General features: G+C 45.5%; 17 protein-coding genes. 14 read left to right on the top strand and 3 right to left on the bottom strand.

Translation table 11 applies throughout. The features are described 5' to 3' along the window. Nucleotides 1-22: 22 nt before the first annotated feature. Entirely contained in the window at nucleotides 23-1,912 is a 1,890-nt protein-coding gene (locus EST55_RS09480; protein ID WP_240665289.1) for a diguanylate cyclase, read from the top strand. Here EST55_RS09480 and EST55_RS09475 read toward each other — a convergent pair. Then, nucleotides 1,909-3,909, bottom strand: a complete 2,001-nt coding sequence (locus EST55_RS09475) for an LTA synthase family protein (RefSeq protein ID WP_129497292.1) — start codon at nucleotides 3,907-3,909, stop codon at nucleotides 1,909-1,911. The two genes, EST55_RS09480 and EST55_RS09475, sit on opposite strands and share 4 nt — an antisense overlap. 125 nt (nucleotides 3,910-4,034) lie before the next feature. Between EST55_RS09475 and EST55_RS09470 the strand changes: the two genes are divergently transcribed. The 9 genes from EST55_RS09470 (at nucleotide 4,035) to EST55_RS09430 (ending at nucleotide 11,220) form a co-directional block, all read left to right on the top strand. Next, entirely contained in the window at nucleotides 4,035-4,394 is a 360-nt protein-coding gene (locus EST55_RS09470) for a diacylglycerol kinase (protein ID WP_100691860.1), read from the top strand. A 137-nt stretch (nucleotides 4,395-4,531) separates the two neighbouring features. Further along, nucleotides 4,532-5,131: a thermostable hemolysin gene (locus EST55_RS09465; protein WP_100691861.1), complete on the top strand. Its 600-nt coding sequence runs from the start codon at nucleotides 4,532-4,534 to the stop codon at nucleotides 5,129-5,131. Continuing rightward, entirely contained in the window at nucleotides 5,128-6,507 is a 1,380-nt protein-coding gene (locus tag EST55_RS09460) for an AMP-binding protein (protein ID WP_129497291.1), read from the top strand. Before EST55_RS09465 ends, EST55_RS09460 begins: the two co-directional genes overlap by 4 nt. Then, nucleotides 6,491-7,159, top strand: a complete 669-nt coding sequence (locus EST55_RS09455) for an iron-containing redox enzyme family protein (RefSeq protein WP_205702586.1) — start codon at nucleotides 6,491-6,493, stop codon at nucleotides 7,157-7,159. The genes EST55_RS09460 and EST55_RS09455 overlap by 17 nt, the downstream gene beginning before the upstream one ends. Next, entirely contained in the window at nucleotides 7,156-7,974 is an 819-nt protein-coding gene (locus EST55_RS09450) for an SDR family oxidoreductase (RefSeq protein ID WP_129497290.1), read from the top strand. The genes EST55_RS09455 and EST55_RS09450 overlap by 4 nt, the downstream gene beginning before the upstream one ends. After that, nucleotides 7,961-8,620, top strand: coding sequence for a tetratricopeptide repeat protein (locus EST55_RS09445; protein WP_129497289.1), 660 nt, complete (start codon nucleotides 7,961-7,963; stop codon nucleotides 8,618-8,620). The genes EST55_RS09450 and EST55_RS09445 overlap by 14 nt, the downstream gene beginning before the upstream one ends. 18 nt (nucleotides 8,621-8,638) lie before the next feature. Further along, nucleotides 8,639-9,301: a response regulator transcription factor gene (locus EST55_RS09440; RefSeq protein WP_088767915.1), complete on the top strand. Its 663-nt coding sequence runs from the start codon at nucleotides 8,639-8,641 to the stop codon at nucleotides 9,299-9,301. Continuing rightward, nucleotides 9,292-10,644, top strand: a complete 1,353-nt coding sequence (locus tag EST55_RS09435) for a histidine kinase dimerization/phospho-acceptor domain-containing protein (RefSeq protein ID WP_232709794.1) — start codon at nucleotides 9,292-9,294, stop codon at nucleotides 10,642-10,644. The genes EST55_RS09440 and EST55_RS09435 overlap by 10 nt, the downstream gene beginning before the upstream one ends. Before the next feature lie 81 nt (nucleotides 10,645-10,725). Further along, nucleotides 10,726-11,220: a cytochrome b/b6 domain-containing protein gene (locus tag EST55_RS09430; protein WP_129497288.1), complete on the top strand. Its 495-nt coding sequence runs from the start codon at nucleotides 10,726-10,728 to the stop codon at nucleotides 11,218-11,220. A gap of 47 nt (nucleotides 11,221-11,267) precedes the next feature. On the opposite strand, the gene EST55_RS09425 is transcribed toward EST55_RS09430, so the two are convergent. Beyond that, on the bottom strand, nucleotides 11,268-12,194 hold the full coding sequence (locus tag EST55_RS09425) for a D-2-hydroxyacid dehydrogenase (RefSeq protein WP_129497287.1): 927 nt from the start codon (nucleotides 12,192-12,194) through the stop codon (nucleotides 11,268-11,270). Nucleotides 12,195-12,381: 187 nt separating this feature from the next. Between EST55_RS09425 and EST55_RS09420 the strand changes: the two genes are divergently transcribed. The 4 genes from EST55_RS09420 (at nucleotide 12,382) to EST55_RS09405 (ending at nucleotide 15,408) form a co-directional block, all read left to right on the top strand. Continuing rightward, nucleotides 12,382-13,002 carry a hypothetical protein gene (locus EST55_RS09420; protein ID WP_129497286.1) on the top strand — a complete coding sequence of 207 codons (621 nt, stop codon included), beginning with the start codon at nucleotides 12,382-12,384 and terminating at the stop codon, nucleotides 13,000-13,002. Between the two features lie 72 nt (nucleotides 13,003-13,074). Further along, on the top strand, nucleotides 13,075-14,106 hold the full coding sequence (locus EST55_RS09415) for a hypothetical protein (protein WP_240665297.1): 1,032 nt from the start codon (nucleotides 13,075-13,077) through the stop codon (nucleotides 14,104-14,106). Between the two features lie 10 nt (nucleotides 14,107-14,116). Next, complete coding sequence (locus EST55_RS09410) at nucleotides 14,117-14,686, top strand: LemA family protein (RefSeq protein WP_129497285.1); 570 nt, start codon at nucleotides 14,117-14,119, stop codon at nucleotides 14,684-14,686. 95 nt (nucleotides 14,687-14,781) lie between these two features. Next, nucleotides 14,782-15,408 (top strand): OmpA family protein, encoded by a 627-nt coding sequence (locus EST55_RS09405; protein WP_088767919.1) that lies wholly within the window; start codon nucleotides 14,782-14,784, stop codon nucleotides 15,406-15,408. Nucleotides 15,409-15,424: 16 nt separating this feature from the next. On the opposite strand, the gene EST55_RS09400 is transcribed toward EST55_RS09405, so the two are convergent. Continuing rightward, nucleotides 15,425-16,036 carry a DUF938 domain-containing protein gene (locus tag EST55_RS09400; RefSeq protein ID WP_240665288.1) on the bottom strand — a complete coding sequence of 204 codons (612 nt, stop codon included), beginning with the start codon at nucleotides 16,034-16,036 and terminating at the stop codon, nucleotides 15,425-15,427. Nucleotides 16,037-16,045: the final 9 nt, after the last annotated feature.

The following is a 16,045-nucleotide window of genomic DNA, read 5'->3' as shown; positions in this document are numbered from 1 at the left end:
AAAAAGACAACGGTTGATTATTTTGGAAAGACGAAAAGACGATCGCCGACTGCAGCGGCATGAAAAACTGACGACAGCCTTATTGGTGAAAATCAGTATATGGGCAATTTCCCTTGTCGTTATTGCTTCCGCAATTACCTTCCTGACAACTTATAGTAATGATCGGGAACGGGTAATAAATCTGCTTCAACAAGACTTATCTCCAACTCTTCAACGCAACCAAGCCTTGTTTAAGCGCATTGAAAGTAACGCCAATATTTTAGCGGAAGAATTTCTTTCTCAATATCAGCTGATGACAAGTAACGAATCCACCAATGAATGGTTTAATCAATGGTATCAGGAGACATCGCCGGGGGTTTTTCGGTTAAAGCCTGCTTTTAACCGGGGTATATCGCTTAACGGAGATTATTTTGAATCGTTAAGCGCTTTTCTCGGACCTCGACAGAAGCCAATAAGTGATGAATTAAAAGTTCGTGTGATTGCCGCGCTGTTTACGTTAAATGAGCTTGCTCCGGCATGGCAAAATGACGTTGCTAATACGCACTTTTCAATGCCTGAAAACATTCTTTTGATGTACTCAAAAGAGTCTCCATGGGGATTGTTGGCTGACAAAGACCTGATTATAACGGACTTCTCGGTGGTCAAATCGACGTTGCGAAGTAAGAATCCTGAGCGGAAGCCAAACTGGACAGGGTTGTACTACGACCTCTCTGCCGATGTCTGGACGATTACCTACCAAAAACCGATAGACTTAAATGGGCAGCATTTAGCGAATGCGAGCTTTGATGTTGCGTTAGGTAGTTTGTTGAGTGATTTAACACAGAAAAAAAGGCCTAAATCAGAACACATTGTTTTGAATACAAAGGGAGACTTAATTGCTGCATCCAACTTGTCTCAGGAGGCAATCATTGAGCGCTCAACACTGACTTCACAAACTTATGATGAGCCTTTGTATCAACAGTTGAGTCATCTGGTGACGGAGGCAGAGCTTAATGACACCGCTATAACTTTGGAAAATGCGGTAGACGATCAATTGCTTATTATTGATAAAATAGCTGGTCCTGATTGGTGGCACATAACCGCTTATCCGCTAGAGGAAATACGCAAGCAGGCTATCATTTTACCGCTTCAGCTGGTTGCCGCAGGTGTTGGTTTAGTGATACTGACATTGTTGATGACCTATTGGTTGATCCAGCGAGAAGTCACCAAGCCACTGCATGAAGTGGCTACTGTGGCATCACTTATGGGTCAGAGAAACTATCAAGAAGCTTTGTCTCACCGTGCCGCATCAATAAAAGCGCGTGGTGAGGTCAAACAAGCTTTGGATGCTTTTAAAACAATGGCTTCACGATTCATTGCCGCTCAAAATGACTTGGAGCAGCAGGTTGAGGCTCGCACGGAGGAGTTGGCCGAAGCGAACAAACAACTTGACGCGCTGGCGCATATGGATGGATTAACAGGGCTGTTCAATCGCAGGGCGTTTGATCGTGATCTGGAGACCGCGATTGAATCAAGAAAGCCTTATTATTTAATGATGGCAGACATAGACGAGTTTAAGCCCTATAACGATAACTACGGACATGAAGCTGGCGACAGAGCATTGAAGAAAATAGCCGACTGTCTACTTGAAAGAACGCCACTGAAAGTCTATCGGTATGGGGGAGAAGAGCTTGCTATTATTATCCCCGCAGCTGAATCGATTGATAAAAAGTTGAATGAGCTGCGTGAGGCGGTGATGACTTTGGCCATTCCTCATGACTTTAAGACAGCTGAGTTGCCGATACTGACAATAAGTATGGGGGCGGCTGCTATTCATTCAGATGAGTCAGCGGCTGATGCGATTAGACGGGCTGACCGGCAGTTATACGAAGCGAAAAAGGCCGGTCGGAATTGTGTATGTGTGGAGTCTTAGTTCTGTAAGGGGACATAATACGAGCGCCCCTGATAGAGAATAGACGGTAGCATGGCATGTGCAACCACTTTGCGTAGGTGCTTTTCGCTCAAATTTTTACGGAGTGGCGTGAGCTCGTTCTGTGCCGGGGAGTATAGAAACTGCTCTGCGGGTTTCTTGACTTGAAGTACCGTCAATATTTGCCCGTCTTTACTGCCTTGCAACCAGCCATAATTGTCCTCAAATTGCATCATGGCTCGATTAGCCGGTTTAACATCTGATTGACTCAAGTCCTGCCCGATAGTTGGAACATAGGCGGAAATGCCGGCTAAAGAAAGCAAGGTCGGAGCCAAATCAATTTGGCTGGTAATTGTAGATACTGTTTTTGGTTGAATATCAGCGCCCAAAATTAATCCCGGAATATGAAACTTTTGCACCGGAACAAGTTCTTCGCCATAAACGCGGGTGTCGTGGTCAGCGACCACTAGAAATAGTGTATTATGCCAGTAGTCACTTTTTTTTGCCTTGGCGAAAAACTCACCGAGTGCATGATCTGCATACTTAACCGCATTGTGAACAGTTTGTTTCGGTTGCTCGGACAAGTTTATTTCCCCGTCAGGGAATTCAAATGGCTCGTGATTCGATGAGGTAAATGCCAACGTAAACTGTGGTGTGGAAGCTTCTGTATTCACTAAGCGTTGGTGTAACTTGTCGAATAAATCTTGATCGCTGACTCCCCAGCTGCCAACGAAGCGAGGGTTTTCGTAATCGTCCTGATCGATGACGGACTGAAAGCCATTGCCGACAAAGAAACTCGCCATATTGTCGAAGTGCGCCTGGCCACCATAAATAAACTCGGTGTGGTAACCCTGACGACCTAGAACGTCTGCAAGCGTGAAAAACTGCCGTTGAGAGCCGGACAGCTTAACCGTAGAACGTGCCCGCGTTGGTAGAAAACCGGAAACAACTGCTTCGATACCGCGAACTGAGCGTATTCCAGTAGAGTACAGGCTCTCGAACCACCACCCCTGGCTTTTTAGGTGTTCAAGATTAGGCGTTAACGGCTTGCCCCCCAGTGACTCAACAAAAGTTGCTCCCAAACTTTCTTCCAGAATGATAACAATGTTCAGCGGTTGGGAGCGGCTAACTGACGCCTGTTGGTAATGAACAGTCGGGTAGTTGTCATACGGGAATTCAGTGTCTCTTAAATATTCAACTTGTCGAATTTCGCTAATGACTTTGTCATTACTGAGCGAGCCATAGACACGATTGGCTTGTGCTTCGTGTTTAAGGTTGTAGAGTGCGTACTCCAACGTATAGGTGGAGTTTAAAATCAATGAATTCACCATGGCATCGGAGGTGACAGCAAAAAATGCCGGGTTAGCGGGTCGGTGCGCGAGTGTTGAACGTATACCAAACAGCGTGCAAATTATTAAGATCGGTATGACACCGATAAGATAGCGACGTTTTATCGTTCGAGTGTTAAAACGGTTATCGGTTCTTTTATACCAACGGTACGCAACAAAAATAACGATTGTCGTAGAGGCGATGCCAATAAATAACCAACCTGCAAACCCGTTAATTAAAGTTGAAAATACCTCTTTAGGGTAGGCAAGATACTCAAAGAACAATCGGTTTGGACGAGTATCGTATTGTGCTAAAAATGCCGGTGTAGAAATTTCCATAAACCAGAATACGACGACACAAATGAGACTCCATACGATCCATATACGTCGCCACCACAGCTGCATTAGTGGCTTATGCAGTGCGAACGCCATAGGCGATAACAGCAACAGTGGAATGAGAACAAAATAGCCGATTTGGACGACATCTGCTCGAATGCCCAGCAATATAAAGTCAAACCAGCTAATAGCGTTGTCAACTCTATCGGAGTAGAGCCACGCCAGCATTAATCGGGAACTGCTCAGCAACGCCAGCGCTAGCAGAAAAAAGTACAATAGTGGCTTAAAAAGCGCCAGTGTTTGCCATAACGTATTCTGTGATCTTTCTGCAGGCATGAGTGTTAGTTCTTCCGGTAGTTCATTCTTTGTGAAGACGCTAACAATTATTTCTTAAGTTAAGCTTAAGATTGATTTAATAAACTCTGTCTGTTTAATTTATCAATTGCAGGAAAGGAAAAACAATGAAACCAGGCTATACCGGTATGATGCGCATTTGGAAAGCAACGTTTAACTCGCTGCGCGGAATAAAAGTAGCCTGGCGTTATGAAGCAGCCTTTCGCCAGGAGGCACTGCTTTGTGCGGTATTAGTTCCGGTGGCATTGTTGGTTGAGGCTTCGATTGTAGAACGCTTACTGCTTATTACGAGTTTATTTATTTTGGTGATTACTGAATTACTAAATTCCGCAGTAGAAGCTGTTGTTGATCGAATCGGAGCGGAATTCCATGAGCTCAGCGGGCGTGCCAAGGATATTGCTTCAGCTGCTGTTTTCTTTGCATTGATACTGTTAATGGTTACCTGGGTAACGGTTTTATTTTTTTAATGGAATAAAAATTGGAACTTTTAACGGTCTGCGCAAACCATCATTCCGGAGATCAATTTAAGTTTTCCTTAAGTCTTTATTAATAAAGTGACTGCATTGACGCTGTTGCAGCCAGCTGGCTGACTTAAGGAGTAGATATGCATCACTGTTGGATCCTGCCTGAACATCCGCTACGCGAACAGGTTGAAACGTTTATTTGTGAACGCTATTGGTTAAACTTCCATGCCTGCTTGCGCACATTGCCCCGTTTATTGATTGCTGTATTTGAAGAGAGTCGATTAGTGGCTGCGTGCGGGGTGCAATTAGCCGACGAACAAGCTCTATTCTCCCAAGCTTACCTAACCCAGCCTTTAGAGAACTATCGTGTTAGCGACAAACCGCTGCCTCAATCAGAAAACCTGGCTGAAGTTGGTTCTATGGCGGCGTTAACTCCGACGTACTTGCCACATTTATTTCGAGCTGTTGTGCGGTTATTGGACGATAAAGGTCGTGATGTGGTTATTTTTACAGCGACCCGAGCTCTGCAAAAATATTTTCGTCGCATAGGCGTTGCGTTAACTGAATTAGAAACGGCACAGAAAAGTGCATTGCCTGAATCGGTGCGTGATCTTTGGGGCAACTATTATCAGCACCAACCGACGGTGCTTGCTGGCTGGTTAACGGACGGGAACGTCTTTGAGCAAATGACTACACCCTGCCAGTACGTGTTGTCTCAGCAGCGAGAGATTGCGATATGAACGTGTTCTTTGAACGTCTACAAGCGCACGCCAATACGAACCCTGAAGCGATTGCTATTCGCTCAGAACGAAGACAACTCAGCTACTCAGAGCTGCTGCAATCCGTTGAGCAACGGGCGGAGCAATTGCGCCAACAACCTCAGCGACTCTTTTTATTGAAGGAAACTGCCCCGGTAACTTGGGTAGTAGAAGATTTAGCGTTGATGCTGGCCGACAAAGTATGCATTCCGGTGCCGCCATTTTTTAGTCAGCAACAGCAAACTTATTTGCAGACGAAAGTGAGGGCAAATAAACCGTTACCGTCAGGAACTGCAAAAGTGACCTTTACGTCTGGCAGTACCGGCGAACCCAAAGGCGTTTGTTTATCCGTTGATAACCAACTGATTACGGTAGCTGCATTAGCTGAGCGGGTTGCCGGTTCTTGCGTAAAGCGACACATGGCTATTATGCCGCTGTCGGTGTTGCTGGAAAATGTGGCGGGTGTTTACCTGGCGTTATGGCTCGGCGCAGAGGTCGTGCTGCTGAGAAGTGAAACACTTGGGTTACAAGGTTCGTCGTCGTTGCATTTCAATCCGTTTTTTACCGCACTGACTCAGTATCAACCCGACAGTTTGATTCTGACACCAGCGTTGTTGGACGTATTAGTTACTGGTGTGGAGCGCGGACTTATCAATGCCCGACAATTCAAATTACTGGCCGTTGGCGGAGCCCGCTTAAGCGACACATTGGAAGAACGGGCTCTGGCGCTGAAACTACCTATTGTTCAGGGGTATGGCTTGTCGGAATTCGGCTCTGTGGTAGCGCTCAATGCGCCTTCAAATAGCGAACCTGGCACAGTTGGACCGCCGCTAAAGCATGCACGGGTTTCGTTTGAGAATGGCGAGGTTGTCGTGCAAGGCAATGCCATGCTGGGGTACTGGGATGATAGAAGCAGTTGGTTTCCTGCACAAATTCATACCGGTGATCTCGGGGCTCTGGATGATAAGGGACGCCTGATTATTTTAGGACGCCGTAAGAACATTATCGTGACGGAGTACGGCCGCAATATTGATCCTGAATGGGTTGAATCAGAACTTTGCAGTCAGCCCTGTATTGCACAGGCAGCCGTCCTAGGTGATGAACAAACACCTTTGACCGCTTTATTAGTACTAATGCCCTCCACAACCACCGCACAGGCTGATACTGCGGTTAGTCAGGTGAATACACAGTTGCCGGACTATGCGCGTATTCAGCGACACGTCGTAATGACTGAGCCCTTTACGGTAAGCAATGGCCTATTAACAGGAACCGGACGACTGCGACGTCATGCTATCCAAGCGTTTTTTGAATTGAAAGATCCCGCATCGACTAACGAGGTAAATGATGAAATTTTTTAATACGTTATGTGAACAAACTCAAAGCGAACAGCATTATCTATTGAGCGCACCGGCCATCCAACAAGCGTTACAAGGCGACATCACTGCCGAGCGCTATGGTGCATTTTTAACGCAGGCTTACCATCACGTAAAGCATACCACGCCTTTACTCATGCGCTGTGGCAGCAAGCTCTCGTTCAACGATGAATGGTTACGTAAAGCGGTTATCGAGTATATCAATGAAGAGTACGGTCACGAGCGTTGGATCTTAAATGATATTCAAGCGGCTGGTGGTGATGCGCAGGCAGTAAAAAATAGTCAGCCACATACAGCGACTCAGGCAATGGTGTCATTAGTTTACCACGCTATCGATAATGAACATCCGGCGGCGTTTTTTGGTATGGCACATGTGCTGGAGGGAACGAGCGTTAAATTGGCGACACAAGCTGCGGGAAAAATTAAAGCAACTCTGGGACTACCTGATTCAGCGTTTAGCTATTTGTTATCGCACGGAGATCTTGATCAGGAGCACGTTCAGTTTTTTGAACAGTTGATGAATAAAGTGACCGATGAAAAAGCACAGCGAGTGATCATACAGACCGCAAAACATGTCTATCGGCTTTATGGAGATATGTTCCGCGCCCTGCCTGAACTGGCTGGGGAGCCTGTATGAAAACCAACGTTAAAGTCATTGATTGGTCGCGGCAAACGATTGTGCTAACAGGAGCCGCCGGTGGGCTTGGTGAAGCGTTGGCAGAAGAACTTAGTCAACGAGGCGCTCGTTTAGTCTTGGTCGGGCGCTCGGCGGTAAGGTTGGACGCGCTCGCAACTCGTTTGCAACAAACATCGTTTGTCGCTGATGTGACTCAAGCTGATGACCGACAACGGCTAGTTCAGTTTCTACAGCGACAGGAGTCATCACTGACAGGACTTATTAATAATGCTGCGGTCACGCATGAGGGACTCTTTAATGAGGCAACAGAAACCGATATCGACCGAGTTATTTCCACTAACCTGACAGCGCCTGTCGCACTGACTCGTCAATTACTTCCGTTACTGAAAGTTCAGCAGGGGTGGGTATTAAATGTGGGTTCGGTTTTTGGCGCTATCGGCTTTCCGGGGCAAGTTTTGTACTGCGCCAGTAAATTTGGTTTGCGGGGCTTTACACAAGCACTACAGCGTGAATTGAAGGCACACGATGCCTCCATTATGTACGCGGCTCCGCGTGCTATCAAAACATCGCTTAATCAAGGTCTGTTAGGCCAATTAAACCAACGCTTGAAGACACCGCAAGATCCGCCGCAACAAGTGGCACTGCAATTAATTAAACAAATTGAGCGGCAGAAGCAGCTACAAACGTTGGGCTGGCCCGAACGACTATTCGTCCGTCTTAATGGACTGTGGCCGGAGCAGGTCAGTCGCAGCTTACGTAAAACACGAGATACGTTGTATCAATTAATTGAGGAAAATCGTCATGAAAAAAACTAAAGTAACCGCATTCTTTATCGCTGGCTTTTTAAGCCTATCCGTTTTCTCTGCTGAGCTCGATTCCAGCGTTAACAGTCAACAGCGACTGCATGATCTGCAACAACGCTGGGCCACTGTTAACTATACACTTAAGGACGACGCCCAGGAAAAAGCGTTTGAGCAATTGGTTGCAGATGCCCAGCAGTGGGTTGAACAAGAGCCTGAGTCCGCGTCTGCACATATTTGGCTGGGTATTGTTAAAAGTACCTATGCGGGTGCAAAAGGAGGGCTTGGGGCATTGAGCTTGGCGAAGGAGTCGAGAAAGTCTCTGGAGAAGGCGTTGGAAATCGATCCGAATGCGCTAAGTGGCTCGGCCTATGCGTCACTGGGTACCTTATATTATAAGGTGCCTGGCTGGCCGTTCGGATTTGGTGACGATGATAAAGCGCAAGAGCTATTGGAAAAAGCGTTAGCAATTAACCCAAATGGCATTGACCCAAATTACTTTTACGCCGATTATTGGTTTGAACAGGGTGACTACGCAAAAGCTGAAAGCTATGCGAATAAGGCGCTTGCCGCAGCACCACGACCGGACCGACCTCTTGCTGACGAATTTCGACGGAAAGAAGTGGAACAGCTCTTGGCCAGAATAAAACGTGAACAGTAATACAGGGGTATAGGGTGCATGGATCTATTGTTAATCGAGGATGACGGGATGTTGGGACAGGCTGTTGAAATTGGCCTGTCTGAACGTCAGTTTTCGGTGCAGTGGGTAAGGACCGGAGCGGCTGCTATCAGTGAAAGTCAGCGGGCGCCTTATGACGCCGTTGTACTGGACCTCGGGCTACCCGATTTAGATGGTAGCCGAGTGTTGTCAGCGTTGCGTAAAAAAGGTCAGCTGATGCCTGTGTTGGTGTTAACCGCGCGCGATGATAGTTCGGAGACCGTTAAATTGTTAGACCTGGGGGCGGATGACTATATGGTTAAGCCCTTCGATATGAATGAGCTGGCTGCGCGCTTGCGCGCGTTGGTTAGGCGTCAGCGCGGACAGGCGTCGGCTGAACTGGTGGTTGGACCTATTCGTCTTGACGAAGTTAACTTTCAGGTTTTGGTTGATGAACAGCCGATTAACTTATCCCGACGTGAATTTGAGCTGTTACGCGCGTTAATGACGTCACCGGGACGTGTGCATAGCCGTGATAAGTTAGAGCAAGTGGTGTTTCGTAACGAACAGCAAGTGGAAAGCAATGCGTTGGAAGTGCATGTACATAATCTGCGAAAGAAACTCGGCAATAAGGAGTGGATTCAGACCATTAGAGGGGTAGGGTATCGCCTGGCATGCAAATAATTAGCCGTATAAGAACAAAACTAAACTCCATACGTCGGCGCATTCTGGTTGCGGTATCGGCTGTCTATTTATTGAGTTCGGCCGTCTCTGCCACGTGGATTTATGCCGAAATCAGTCATGAAGTCGATGAGTTGTTTGACGCTGAAATGGTGCAGCAGGCGAAAACCTTGCTTGCACTTTTACCCCAAAATAATGAGTACGTGGATCGCGACATTACCATTAGTCGTATTAATGCACATTCATATGAGGACAAACTCTCTTATCGTATCGAAACCACCTCTGGTGAGAGTCTATTGCAAACAGAAGGCTCGCTGGATCCGTCAGTGATTACCTTTAACGAAGGCTTTGCGGTTAAAATGATCAATAACGAGCTGTGGCATAGCTTCGGTTTATATTCGGCTGCAGGTGATTACCGCATTTTGCTGTTGCAGCAGGATGAATTCCGCTCTGAAATTCGCAATGATCTGACGGTTGATACCGTGATACCTATTATCACACTATTACCATTGATGCTGTGGCTAGGCTGGTGGACAATAAATCGCAACTTCGCGAGCTTCAGACGGTTAGCCGGAGCACTTAGACGCAAGCGCTCAGACGACTACCGACCGTTTTCAGAGTCCAACGATACTGAAGAGGTCGCGTTAGTTAAAACCGCACTGAACCATTATTTACATCGCATTGAGCAAACATTCTTACGGGAAAAACAGTTTTCTGCCGATGCAGCGCACGAACTACGAACACCGCTGGCAAGCCTGAAGGCTCAGTTACAAAATCAAATAGTCAAAGCGACGACCGATAAGCAAAAGTCTGAGCTCCAGTCGCTACTGGACAGTACTGAGCGACTGGTGAGTCTGGTTGAAAGCTTACTACTGTTATCAAAAACAGAGCTTCCTCCTGAGCAGTGGCGACAAGTGAATGCTGCGGCGGTTATTCGGCAAGTAATTTCTGACTATTATCCAAAAGCAGAGGCCCAGCAGTTGTCGCTAGAGGTGAATTTGCCTGACACCGTTGACTGGCGCTCTGAAGAAAGTTATCTGGCGGTACTATTCAGCAACCTGGTTGATAACGCGATTAAATATGCCCGACCAAAATCAACGATAGATATTGCCTTTGATGGCTCTGCGTTTGTTATTCGAAATTCGGTAGAAGCGACACATCATATTGATGTTCAACGCCTCACTGAACGTTTTTATCGCGGGGGACAGTTACGTGAACAAGGCGCTGGAATCGGCTTAAGTATCGTAAATAATCTGGCTCGGCAGCTCGGCTTAATACTGACATTTGAGCATCAAGATGGCGATTTCATCGTAAAAGTTGATCGACATCATAAGGAAGGGGAATAACAAAGCGTCTTCGTTAATCTTTTAATGTTCGCTTAAGGATTCGTGTTTACTCTGGCGTGAATAAACGTAAGGAGTCACTCTATGAACAGTAAATACTCACCATTATCGCGCACACTTCATTGGCTCGGGGCGTTATCAATTTTTACCATACTGACACTTGGTTTTATGATGGTGTTTGCTGACTCCAGAGAGGTTAAACACTACTCCGAAGCCGCCCATATTGGTGTTGGCTTTTTTGTCTTCTTTATTGTTGCCTGGCGTATTGTTTTGCGCTTCTATCAAGGTTTTCCTGAGTCAACCACAACGGTAAAAGACAAACTCGTCAGATATCTTCATTATGCTTTATTACTAACTATGTTGGTCTTAATTGTAACAGGGCCTCTTTATCTGTTTACCGAAAATGATTCTCTATCGGTATTTGGATGGTTCAGCGTATCGCTGGACTTAAGTGGATTGCAATGGCTGCATGAGCCCTCAGAAGAAATACATAAAGTATTAGGTACGTATATACTGCCAGTGCTAGTTGCTTTACATATTGCCGGTGGTGTTTGGCACTTTTACAAAGAAAAGGACTAAATTGCGACCTAGTGCAAATTAGTCCTCAGCCTAGAATAAGAGCGTGGTTACTTTAACGTTTGGATATTTTCGGCAGTTAACTCAATAATGCGTTGTCGTGCCTCCGGAGAAGTCCAGGCGTTATGTGGTGTAACAATCAAGTTTAGTGGTTCATTTAATGCATCGAGTAACGGGTGGCTGTCTTTTGGCGGCTCTTGCGGCAGAACATCGGTTGCATAGCCTCCAATGTTTCCGTTGCGAAGCGCTTCTAAAACATCTTCTTCATTAGTTACGCCACCTCGGGCATTATTAATGACTAAAACGTGGGGCTGACAATGTTTGATATTGTTACGGTTAAGCAAACCTTTCGTGTCATCCGTTAGCGGGCAATGGAAAGAAATAACATCCGCTTGAGCTAACAGTTCGCCAAAGCTCGGGCGTGAGTCGTCTGCTTTACCAGGGCGTGCAGTAAAAGTGACACGCATTCCCAATGCTTCGGCCTGTTTCTTCACCGCCTGGCCAAGCTCGCCCGAACCAACAATAACCAAGTGCTTGCCTTCTAACTGATAGGTAGGAGGATCAAGCAAGGTAAATAACGGTGATTTTTGCCAGTCGCCAGCAGCCATCCGTTGCTGCATGACAGGCATTTTAGTTGCCAATGACAGCATCATCATTAATGTATGCTGCACCACACTAGGTGTTCCGTAGGCTTCGACGTTTTTAACGGGAATACCAAGCTTTTCAGCAGCTTTTAAGTCGATATTGTTCATCCCGGTAGCCAGCACACAAACCAGTTTCAGCCGCTTTGCCTGTTTTAAACTGTCTTCATTCAGAACCACTTTATTGGTAATAACAATGTCGGCATCCTGAATGCGCTCATCGACTTGCCCGGGCGACGTCAGCGAATAGCAATCGAGCTCGTTAACTTGATTTTCAATAGGAGATAAATCAACACCAGTTCCCAAACTGCTGTTATCTAATATGACGGCTTTCATAGAAACTCCTGCCACTAAAAGGTGTTTGTTGATTTAGGCCTAGTTTATCATTAAAAGCGGCAGCGTGAATAAAGATACAGATTTATAACAAATTAGTAAGATGGTACTATTAGTCATTAACCGAACGCGATTAAGTTTATTGCATTTGGTTATGGAACTTTTGTTAGTCATCTTATAAGGATAATTGATGTTTAAATTTGGAAAGTTAATTGCGTTAGCCATCGCAAGCTTCTATTTATCGGGCTGTGCGTCAATAATGACTGCTGAGCAGGCTGCGCCTGCTGTCAATACCCCTAATGAGCTGGAGTCGGTCTCAATCGCGGTCGTTGATAAGCGCGAGTATGTTCTAAGTGGTGATAAGTCTCCAAATTTTGAAGGCCTTTCCCGTTCTAATTTCGGTATCCCATACTCACAGTACACATACACCGGTCAACCAATGTCTGAATATTTGACCGAGCGTTTAGTTGCTGGCTTTAACAAGAAAGGAGTCGATGCTGAAGCGTATTCCACTTCACACTCAATGAGCCTTAGCAGTATTAAAAATGCACTGGCTAAAAAAGAACAACCATCCATTATTATTGCGTTGAATGAGTGGAAATACGATTACCATGCATTTTCTGACAACTCATGGTACGACGTTGATGTTGTTATTTTAGATAGAAACGGTGAAGAGAAAACGATACGCAGCTTCAAAGGCGAAGACGACGTTGGTAGTGGACTCATTTCAAATGAAATGCAGATCATCTATAAACAGCGTTTTGAGTCTATTTTCCTGGACGACGCTATTCAGAAGGCTTTGGTTCAATAAGTTTTTCTGGTACTTATGGGGAAGAAACATTAAGCTTTCTTCCTCAATTCAAACAAATTGATATTGCCAACCGTGCTCTACTATAAAAACAACAAAGCACTTATTTCGCTGCTGAAAAGTATTAAAAACAAAGTATCGCTAAGCCGCTCCAGGAAAGAGTTAGACTCGGTTATTTCTGAGCTCAAATCCTTTCCCGGTAGTTATCAGCTTAAAACAAAAGTCTATTGGATTATTTTTACCATCTTATTATTGGTGACAGGGCTATTGGGTTACTGGGACTGGTCCCAACGACAGCATTTTCAGCAAAGCACCTGGATTATTATTGCCGTTGGTGGCTTGTTAACGGTGCTTGCTGGTATTACAGCCTATTATCCTCATCGTCTGATGTCGAAAGTGTCTCATGCTTTATTGCAGCGCGACGGTCTGTTCGACAACAACCTGACGTTGGTAAGCTTTAACGGCAAAGCTACCGCTCAACAGTTTCAGCAACGCTTTAGCGAGTTTCATCGAGGCAACTACAGCCGTGAAATTAAAGAACTGTTTAAAGGCAGTTACCAGGGCGATGAATATTCGTTTGACTATCACTATTACCATTTTCATTACGTCGATGAGCGTATTGTTACCGAAACCTACACTGACAGTAACGGCCGGGTAAGAACGCGCACTCGTCGCGAGTACGATCATTATGATCGCTATGGTCTGATTTTACCTTTTGGCTTACTGCGTAATTTTGTGGTTATTGGTTTTAACCTTCCTGGAGCGGGTAAAGCAACTTACAAGCCTGCATCTAACCGTTTTAATAAAATGTTTAAGGTGGTCGCTGCTAGTGAGATTGAAGCGGCTAAAGCCATGAAGCCGACGGTTGTTGTCGCGTTTGAAGAACTTAGCAATGTATTATCGAAAATAAACTTCGAGGTGAACGACGCGGCCGATTTATGTCTTTCATTTGCCGACAAAGATCTTATTGCAACACCCAATAGAGTAAAAATTAGCGAATTTGACGCCTTTATTGAAGCGTTGGAAGGCGAACAGGAATTTGAAAAACTAAGAGCGACACTGAGTCATGTTCATTATGTAATGACTAAATTGGACAGTAATTTTTAGGAGCGAATAAATGACTGGAATATGGATAGCGGTTGGTATTGCGGTAGTTTTGGTGATAGCCATTATTGCCATTTATAACTCCATTATTAACCGGGCGAATGCCGTTGAACGGGCTTGGGCAAATGTTATTACGCAAGAGCGCCAGAAGAATAAAATCATTCCGCATTTAGAGGATGTGGTAAAAGATTACAAAGAGTTTGAACAGGGAACACTGACTAAAGTCACCGAGCTTCGCAGTGCGCTACAGGGCTTAGATAGCGGGAAAGTTGATACCATAAAACTGGAACAGGCTGAAGCAAAAACGGGTGAGTTACTAAAAAGCTTAAATGTCACCGTTGAAAATTACCCTGAATTGAAAGCGTCAGAAACCTATCAGAAACTCATGCGCGAAATTACCGACCAACAGGAAAACATTGGCGCAGCGATTCGTATTTTTAACCAAAACGTGGAAGACTTTAATAACGGCATTGAAGTGTTTCCGAACTCACTGGTTAATGCCATGCTGAACCGTAAGAAAAAAATAAAAACGTTTTCTGATTCTCAGGCAGAAGAAGGCTTTGAGTATAAGCCTAATATCTAGCTCTGGGTTGCGTAAAAGAACTGCAAATGGCGTTAGCGAATTTCTGAATTAATGCTAATTTTATGTGTACTCAAAGCGTTAAAAAGGAAAACGGTATGAAGAAGTTAGCGTTATTAACGATAATGACCTCGCTCGCTTTAGTGGGCTGTGAAAATATGAGTAATACCCAGAAGGGCGCAACCATTGGCGCTGTAACTGGTGCATTGCTTGGTAAAGGTACCGGCGACCACGATAAAAGCCGTTATGTCTGGGGGGCGGCAGTTGGCGCATTAGCGGGTGGTGCTATTGGTTCCTATATGGACAAGCAGGAAGAAGAATTTAGGGAAGAGCTGGCTGACAGCGGCGTTAAAGTCATACGTGAAGGCGATAATATCCGTCTGCAGCTACCAAGTAACATAACTTTCGCCACAGGTAGCGCAACCATCTCGCAGAGCTTCAACCCGGTTTTAGACGACGTTGCCCGAGTGCTGAAAAAGTATGAGAAAACCACCATGCTTATCCAGGGACACACGGACAGTACAGGCACCGCTGAATATAATCAGCAGTTGTCGTTAAACCGGGCTAACGCGGTGCGTAACCACTTAGTGGGTAATGGCGTTGACACTCGTCGGGTGACAACCGAAGGGTATGGTGAAAGTCAGCCAATAGCAGACAATGACACAGAAAGCGGACGTCAACTCAATCGCCGCGTTGAGCTGCGAATTGTCCCCAATACCAAATAAGTTTCAGCGTTAACGATTAACGCTGAAACTCCAGAATTTGATTATTTGCCGGCATAGCATGGGTGCTCTTCAAGCTAAACCCCTGTTGTCCGGCAAGCTCTGCAATCCATTGTTTATCACGTATTCCCATTTGGCTGTCACGCGCTTTTAATGATTCATCAAATGAGCGGTTACTTTCACTGGTAAACTGACCGTTGTCGTTGAATGGTCCATAAATGCATAAACGCTTTACCGACTTAAGGCTGTTTCCCAAATGCTCAAACAGTGCTTTCACTCCTTCTTTAGGCATAATGTGGCAGGTATTGGCGGTAAATAAAGCATCGAACTGACCCGCAGGAGCCTCTTTAAATACGTCGAATTCCACCGGCAAAGCTTGGCCTGGCGCTCCTTCTTTTAAAATTCGGGCTTTTACGCCAGATAAATAGGCCGGTTGGTCACTTGCCTGCCATTTTAAATGAGGGAGTTGTCTAGCGAAGTAAACAGCATGTTGTCCGGTGCCACTGCCCACTTCCAAAACATGTGAAGCTTTAGCAAAAGCGACTTTCAGAACATCAAGTATTGACTTTTTATTGTTTTCACAAGCTTGTGAGAAAGGCAGCTCCATAAAATCTGACCCAGTTGTTGTCATTAGTACCCG

This window comes from Idiomarina sp. 29L (genome assembly GCF_004123135.1).
Lineage (GTDB): Bacteria > Pseudomonadota > Gammaproteobacteria > Enterobacterales > Alteromonadaceae > Idiomarina.
The sequence above is the reverse complement of the archived record's forward strand: the minus strand, read 5'-3'. Positions and strand labels throughout refer to the sequence as shown.

What these genes read in the sequence shown, in the direction of transcription:
- EST55_RS09470 (WP_100691860.1), top strand. Translation starts at nt 4,035, where the DNA reads ATGAAACCAGGCTATACCGGTATGATGCGCATTTGGAAAGCAACGTTT.
- EST55_RS09445 (WP_129497289.1), top strand. Translation starts at nt 7,961, where the DNA reads ATGAAAAAAACTAAAGTAACCGCATTCTTTATCGCTGGCTTTTTAAGC.
- EST55_RS09410 (WP_129497285.1), top strand. Translation starts at nt 14,117, where the DNA reads ATGACTGGAATATGGATAGCGGTTGGTATTGCGGTAGTTTTGGTGATA.
- EST55_RS09455 (WP_205702586.1), top strand. Translation starts at nt 6,491, where the DNA reads ATGATGAAATTTTTTAATACGTTATGTGAACAAACTCAAAGCGAACAG.
- EST55_RS09450 (WP_129497290.1), top strand. Translation starts at nt 7,156, where the DNA reads ATGAAAACCAACGTTAAAGTCATTGATTGGTCGCGGCAAACGATTGTG.
- EST55_RS09405 (WP_088767919.1), top strand. Translation starts at nt 14,782, where the DNA reads ATGAAGAAGTTAGCGTTATTAACGATAATGACCTCGCTCGCTTTAGTG.
- EST55_RS09435 (WP_232709794.1), top strand. Translation starts at nt 9,292, where the DNA reads ATGCAAATAATTAGCCGTATAAGAACAAAACTAAACTCCATACGTCGG.
- EST55_RS09465 (WP_100691861.1), top strand. Translation starts at nt 4,532, where the DNA reads ATGCATCACTGTTGGATCCTGCCTGAACATCCGCTACGCGAACAGGTT.
- EST55_RS09475 (WP_129497292.1), bottom strand. Translation starts at nt 3,909, where the DNA reads ATGCCTGCAGAAAGATCACAGAATACGTTATGGCAAACACTGGCGCTT.
- EST55_RS09425 (WP_129497287.1), bottom strand. Translation starts at nt 12,194, where the DNA reads ATGAAAGCCGTCATATTAGATAACAGCAGTTTGGGAACTGGTGTTGAT.
- EST55_RS09460 (WP_129497291.1), top strand. Translation starts at nt 5,128, where the DNA reads ATGAACGTGTTCTTTGAACGTCTACAAGCGCACGCCAATACGAACCCT.
- EST55_RS09400 (WP_240665288.1), bottom strand. Translation starts at nt 16,036, where the DNA reads ATGACAACAACTGGGTCAGATTTTATGGAGCTGCCTTTCTCACAAGCT.
- EST55_RS09430 (WP_129497288.1), top strand. Translation starts at nt 10,726, where the DNA reads ATGAACAGTAAATACTCACCATTATCGCGCACACTTCATTGGCTCGGG.
- EST55_RS09440 (WP_088767915.1), top strand. Translation starts at nt 8,639, where the DNA reads ATGGATCTATTGTTAATCGAGGATGACGGGATGTTGGGACAGGCTGTT.
- EST55_RS09420 (WP_129497286.1), top strand. Translation starts at nt 12,382, where the DNA reads ATGTTTAAATTTGGAAAGTTAATTGCGTTAGCCATCGCAAGCTTCTAT.